This window comes from Cupriavidus sp. SK-3 (assembly GCF_000611145.1).
Taxonomy (GTDB): Bacteria; Pseudomonadota; Gammaproteobacteria; order Burkholderiales; family Burkholderiaceae; genus Cupriavidus.
The window spans coordinates 1-5,877 of record NZ_JFJV02000293.1; the positions used below are offsets into that span (position 1 = coordinate 1).

Here is a 5,877-nt window from a genome sequence, read left to right on the forward strand (position 1 = left end):
CGCGCGGTTGACGGCGACACGTGTCGCACGGATCAAGCCAAGGTAAAGCCAGAAATGACACATAAGCCCAAAAGTAATAAAGAGTCCCGGCTCTTATGTCATTTCTGACGCGACCAAACGGTCAAAGCTGCTTCGCACGCTGCGCTGCGCTCCCCGTCGATCGTTCGCGGCCGTCGAGATAGGCACGCAGCTCGGCCGCGATGCCCTGTTGCGCTTCGACTTTGGCCTGGGACTGCGCCAAGGCCAATTCGAGATCGCGCACCTGGGTCGCCAAGCCCTCGGCCTTGTCGGCCGCGGTCACCAATTGATCCTGGAGACGCTGTGTTTGCGCGTCCCGCTCACCCAGATGGGCCTCGAGCATGGCGGCGCGCGGCGCGACGGCTTGCAGCGCGGCGAGCTTTTGCTCGAGTTGCCGGCCGTGCCCCTGCTGGTCGTACAACGCCGTTTGCGCATGGGACAGTTCCGACACGAGACGAGCGCCTTCCTGGTTCAGGCGCGTGACGTCTTCCTGTTTCAGGATAATCGCCTGCTGCGCCTGCCGCAGCTCGGCCTGCAACTGCTGGAGCTGCTGTTCGTGCCGGCGCTGGTCCTGGTCGCGCTGTTCCTTGACCGATTGCCGGTAATGCTCGAGGGCGTCGCGCGCATGCTGGTGCTTTTCTTCGAGCGACCGGCGGTGCGCCTCGTTCTCGGCCAGGCGGTCCTTGAGATCGGCGGCGTGCTGCTCGGCGGTGTGGCGGGCGATCGTTTCCCGCTGTAGCGCCTCGCGCGTGAGGCCGTGCGCGGCCTTTTCCTGCTGCAAGGCGGTGTCGACGTGCTGCTGTTGCGCACTCAGTTGCCCGACTTGGTCGCGTACCGCAGCCAGCGTCTCGGCGTGCCTGCGCTCCTGTTCGGCGTGCGCGGCGCGCAGCGCGTCGATCTGGGCATTCGCCTCGTCCTGCAAGCGCGCGGCCAACCGTTCGACCAGATCCTGTAATGCCTCGCTGATCGATGCCTTGCGGCCGCCGGCACCGCCATCTTCTTCCTCGAGTTCCTTGAGGTACTTGTGGATGGTGGTCTTCGAGCCGGTATTGCCGAGCGCGATGCGCACGGCGTCGACCGATGGGTGCTTGCCTTGCGCGATGAGCGCGTCGCGCGCCCTTTTCACTTCCGATTGGTAGAGACCAGTGCGGGCCATCGGGCCTCCTCGCTATATCGTAATGGATTACATACCACGTAATTACATAACACATGGCGTGGGAAATCAAGCGTCAACTTGCTGGCATATCAGGCCGGATAATGGCTGTTTATCCGGTATCATGCGGAAAATCGGCCGGTTTTAGCCGGTTTGACGCGTAATGCGGGGGGAGTCCACCATGAGCAAGCTCGACCAGTACATCCGCGCTGCCACGCGCGACAATACGCGGCAAAGCTACCAATCGGCCGTTCGCCATTTCGAGGTCGACTGGGGTGGCTTCTTGCCGGCCACCGCCGACAGCATCGCGCGCTACCTGGCCGACCATGCCGAGACGCTATCGATCAACACGCTGCGGCAGCGCCTGGCGGCGCTCGCGCAGTGGCATATCGACCAGGGGTTCCCCGACCCGACCAAGGCGCCGGTCGTGCGCAAGGTGTTCCGCGGCATCCAGGCGCTGCACCCCGCCCAGGAAAAGCGCGCCAAACCGCTTCAGCTCGCCCAACTGGACCAGGTCGCGCATTGGCTCGATGCCGCCATCGAGACGGCGCGTGCCGACCGTGATCGCGGCGCCGAGTTGCGCCACACGCGCGACAAGGCGCTGCTGCTGCTCGGCTTCTGGCGCGGCTTCCGTGGCGACGAGTTGACGCGCCTGTTGGCCGAGCATGTCGCCATCGCTCCCGGGGAAGGCATGTCCTGCTATTTCCCGCAAACGAAGGGGGATCGGCACTACCAGGGCACCACCTTCAAGGCACCGGCCCTGTCGCGTCTGTGCCCGGTCGAAGCCTATGTCGCCTGGGTGGAAGCGGCGCGGCTCGCGTCCGGCCCGGTCTTTCGCGCAATCGATCGTTGGGGCCATGTCAGCGATGCCGGGCTGCATGCCGACAGCCTGGTGCCGCTGCTGCGCTCGATCCTGGCGGACGCCGGGATCGCCTCGGCCGATCTGTATAGCGGCCATTCGCTGCGGCGTGGTTTCGCCAATTGGGCGACGTCCAACGGCTGGGATCTCAAAACCTTGATGGAATATGTCGGCTGGAAAAACGTCCAGTCGGCCATGCGCTATGTCGAAGCGGCCGATCCCTTTGCGCGACGCCGAATCGAATCGGCGCTGCCGGCCGCGCTGCCAGACGCCACCCGCTCCAATCCAGCGTAATTGCCACGCAGCGCGGTATGCTTGCCGTTCGCGTTATTAGAGAGCGGGAGCCAGCCATTGACAACCCGTTTGGCAGTGATGTGATGCACTGTTGCGGCCTGTTTCATTCGAAAGAGCGTCACCAGCGAGCAGTACTGAACAAGAACGCGTTCCACGATTGGAGAGTCCCGCGCAATGGCCAGCATCGAACGAACCGCATATCCGCGCTTCCCGCGCACGCTCACACTCAAGGATCTGCAGACTTCGTTCACGCCGCGGCCCGAGGAAACCGAATGGGCGCAAGGCTTTGCGCGCACGCCAGATCGCCGGCTGGCGCTCCTGGTCATGCTCAAGTGCTTCCTGTTCCTGCGCCACTTTCCAGCGGTCGAGGCGATCCCTGCCGAGGTTGTCGAGCATGTATCGGCGAGCCTCGGCATGCAGCCGGTCCAGCGCATCACGTATCCTGCCGCGCATACCGCGCTATACCGGCATCACAAGGCAATCCGCGCGCTGTTGGGTATCAAACCATACACTGACGCACAAACGCGCACGCTGGCGGTCAAGATTGCGCAGGAGGCCGCCAACGTGCTGGATACGCGCATCGACATCATCAACGTCACGATCGAGGAATTGGTCCGCTGCGGTTACGAGCTGCCGGTGTTTCGTACGCTCGACGATATCGCCGAACAGGCGCATGTGGCAGCCGAAGCTGTACTGCATGACCGGATCGCCCAGCGATTGAATTCCGCCCAGCGCAAGTGGCTGGATCAGTTGCTGGAAACCGCATTGCCGGCGCGACGTACGCTGTACAACCAGATCAAGCGATCGGCGAAGAAGGCGTCGCGCAAACATCTCGACTTGGTGCTCGACCAGTTGAGGTGGCTCGAATCCCTTCCCGATAGCGATGCGCTGCTCGAAGGAGTTCCGGCCACCAAGTTGAAGCACATGGCAGATGTGGCGTCCGCGCTCGATGCGGGCAATATGAAAGAATATCATCCGGCCAGGCGGCACGCGCTGATCCTGGCCTTGATCCGCCAGATGTGCATCGGCGCACGCGACGATATCGCGGCGATGTTCATTCGCCGCATGGAGGGTGCGATCCACAAGAGCGCCAAGGAAGAACTCGACATCATCCAGGCGCGCCAGCGGGAACTGAGCGAGGAGCTGGTCGCCAGGCTTGAACAGGTCGTGGAAATCCTGGCGGAAGACCTCGATGATGTCTGTACCGGCAAGCGCGTGCGCGACCTGCTGGCGCCGCACGGCGAGCTGGACAAGCTGCAGGCCGATTGCGAAGCGATTCGCGTCTGGAGCGGCGGCAACCACTTGCCGTTGCTTTGGAAGCCGTTTCGATCGTGGCGCGCTGCCATGTTCCAGATGGCGAAGGTGCTGCGCTTCCAGGCGGCGACCGAAGACCGCAGCCTCCTCAAGGCGTTGGACGTCGTTCTCGAAAACGAGCACCGCAAGACCGAATGGATCGCCGACGACGTCGACCTGTCGTTTGCGTCCGAGCGCTGGCGCAAGCTGGTGCGCCGCTCGCACGGTCTCGGCAACCCGACAAACCGGCGCCATCTCGAGGTCTGCGTCTTTTCCCATTTGAGCGGCGAGCTGCGCTGCGGAGACGTCTGCATCGAGGGCTCCGGCACGTTTGCCGACTACCGCAAGCAACTGGTGCCGTGGCGGGAATGCGAAAAACTGCTGCCGGCGTATTGCGACCGGATCGGCATCCCGGCCGACGCGCAAGGCTTCGTCGACGGCCTCAAGAAGCTGTTGACGGAGACGGCGGGACAGGTCGACAGGGAATTCCCGCAGCACGCCGGCGACGTGACGATCAGCCCGAGCGGCGAGCCGACGCTCAAGCGCGTGACGGCGCGCGAGATACCACCATCGGCCATTGCCTTGCAAGCCGCCATCGACAGCCGGCTCGTGCCGCGCAACCTGCTGGACATCCTCGCCAACATCGAGCACTGGACCGGGTTCACGCGCAATTTCGGCCCGCAGTCGGGCGACGATCCGAAGCTGCGCAACGCGCGCGAGCGCTATCTGCTCACCGTGTTTGCGATGGGTTGCAATCTCGGCCCCAACCAGGCGGCGCGACACTTGTCGAACGGAGTGACGCCGCACCAGTTGTCGTACGTGAACCAGCGCCACATGGGCCTGGAGCAACTGGACAATGCCTGCCGCGACCTGACCGAACTGTATCTGCGCCTCGACTTGCCGAAGCTGTGGGGCGAAGGCAAGAAGGTGGCGGCCGACGGGACGCAATATGACTTCTACGAACAGAACCTCCTGGTCGGCATGCATTTCCGGTACCGCCGCATGGGCGCCGTGGCCTACCGGCATGTGGCCGACAATTACATCGCGGTGTTCCGGCACTTCATACCGCCTGGCGTGCTGGAGGCCATCTACGTCATTGAGGGCTTGCTGAAGGCCGGCCTGAGCGTCCAAGCCGACACGGTCTATTCGGATACGCACGGCCAGTCGGAGACCGTGTTCGCGTTCACCTACTTGAACGGCATCCAACTGATGCCGCGTATCCGCAATTGGAAGGACCTGCGCTTCTACAAAGCGGAGAAGGGCATCCGCTACCAGCATATCGACCGCCTGTTCAGCGACGTCATCGACTGGAAGCTGATTCGCAACCACTGGAAAGACTTGATGCAGGTCGCCATCTCGATCCAGACCGGGTGCATCGTGTCGCCGATGCTGCTGCGCAAGTTGAGTCACGAGGGACGGCACAACCGGCTGTTCGCGGCGGCGCGCGAACTCGGCCGCGTGCTGCGCACGATCTATCTGTTGCGCTGGATCTCGCAAAAGGAGATGCGGCAAGAGGTGACGGCGACGACCAACAAGATCGAGTCCTACCACGCGTTCACGAAGTGGCTCGACTTCGGCGGCGATGTCATCACCGAGAACGATCCGAACGAGCAGCAAAAGCGCGTGCGCTACATCGACCTGGTGGCGTCGGCGGTGATCCTGCAGAACACCGTCGATATGATGCGCATCATGCAGGAGCTGCACGCCGCCGGCGAAGCGGTGTCCGCGGCCGACGCCGCCTTCATGAGCCCGTACGGCACGACCGGCGTCAAACGGTTTGGCAACTACCATCTCGATTTGAAGCGACCGCCGGAAGCCTGGCTCAAGGAGTCCCTGTTCCGGCAAGCCGTCAAACGCGCACGGGCGGAAGCCGGCCAAGGGCAACGGATCGACAACCAGCCAGGAGCCTTCCCATGAGCAATTCCGATGATACGGTCGAGACCGCCTACGGGCGGCTGGACCAGGCGGCCCTGCGGGAGGCGCAAGACACTTACGACACGACGGCGCTGTTGCATATGGTGGACGAACTTGATGACTTGCTGGCCAGCGCGCGCGCCGAGGATGGCCTGCGTGACATGCTGTTGCGGCTGCACGGGATGGTGCATACGGTGATCAACGGGGCGGGGATGACCGTCGCGACCGATGAGGAAACCTTGCCCGAATTGGCGTTTGACGTGACGGCGGAAGTGCTGCGGACGATTACGATACTGCAAGGCTGGATTCGCCGGCTCGAGCCGCTGGAGCGGCTGACGCCACGCAA

General features: G+C 63.4%; 4 protein-coding genes. 3 read left to right on the forward strand and 1 reads right to left on the reverse strand.

Going from position 1 to position 5,877, the window contains the following annotated elements; genetic code table 11:
• Positions 1–121: 121 nt before the first annotated feature.
• Entirely contained in the window at positions 122–1,174 is a 1,053-nt protein-coding gene (locus tag CF70_RS32705; protein WP_035875703.1) for a DNA-binding protein, read from the reverse strand.
• Between the two features lie 280 nt (positions 1,175–1,454).
• On the opposite strand from CF70_RS32705, the gene CF70_RS32710 reads away from it, so the two are divergent.
• The 3 genes from CF70_RS32710 to tnpC form a co-directional block, all read left to right on the forward strand.
• Entirely contained in the window at positions 1,455–2,324 is an 870-nt protein-coding gene (locus CF70_RS32710; protein WP_235185305.1) for a site-specific integrase, read from the forward strand.
• A gap of 174 nt (positions 2,325–2,498) precedes the next feature.
• A complete protein-coding gene (locus tag CF70_RS32715) occupies positions 2,499–5,534 on the forward strand; it encodes a Tn3 family transposase (RefSeq protein WP_035875705.1) in 3,036 nt (1,011 codons plus the stop codon).
• The coding region (tnpC, locus tag CF70_RS32720) for a Tn3 family transposase post-transcriptional regulator TnpC (protein ID WP_035875708.1) at positions 5,531–5,877 on the forward strand (347 nt) is incomplete at its 3' end. The genes CF70_RS32715 and tnpC, both read left to right, overlap by 4 nt.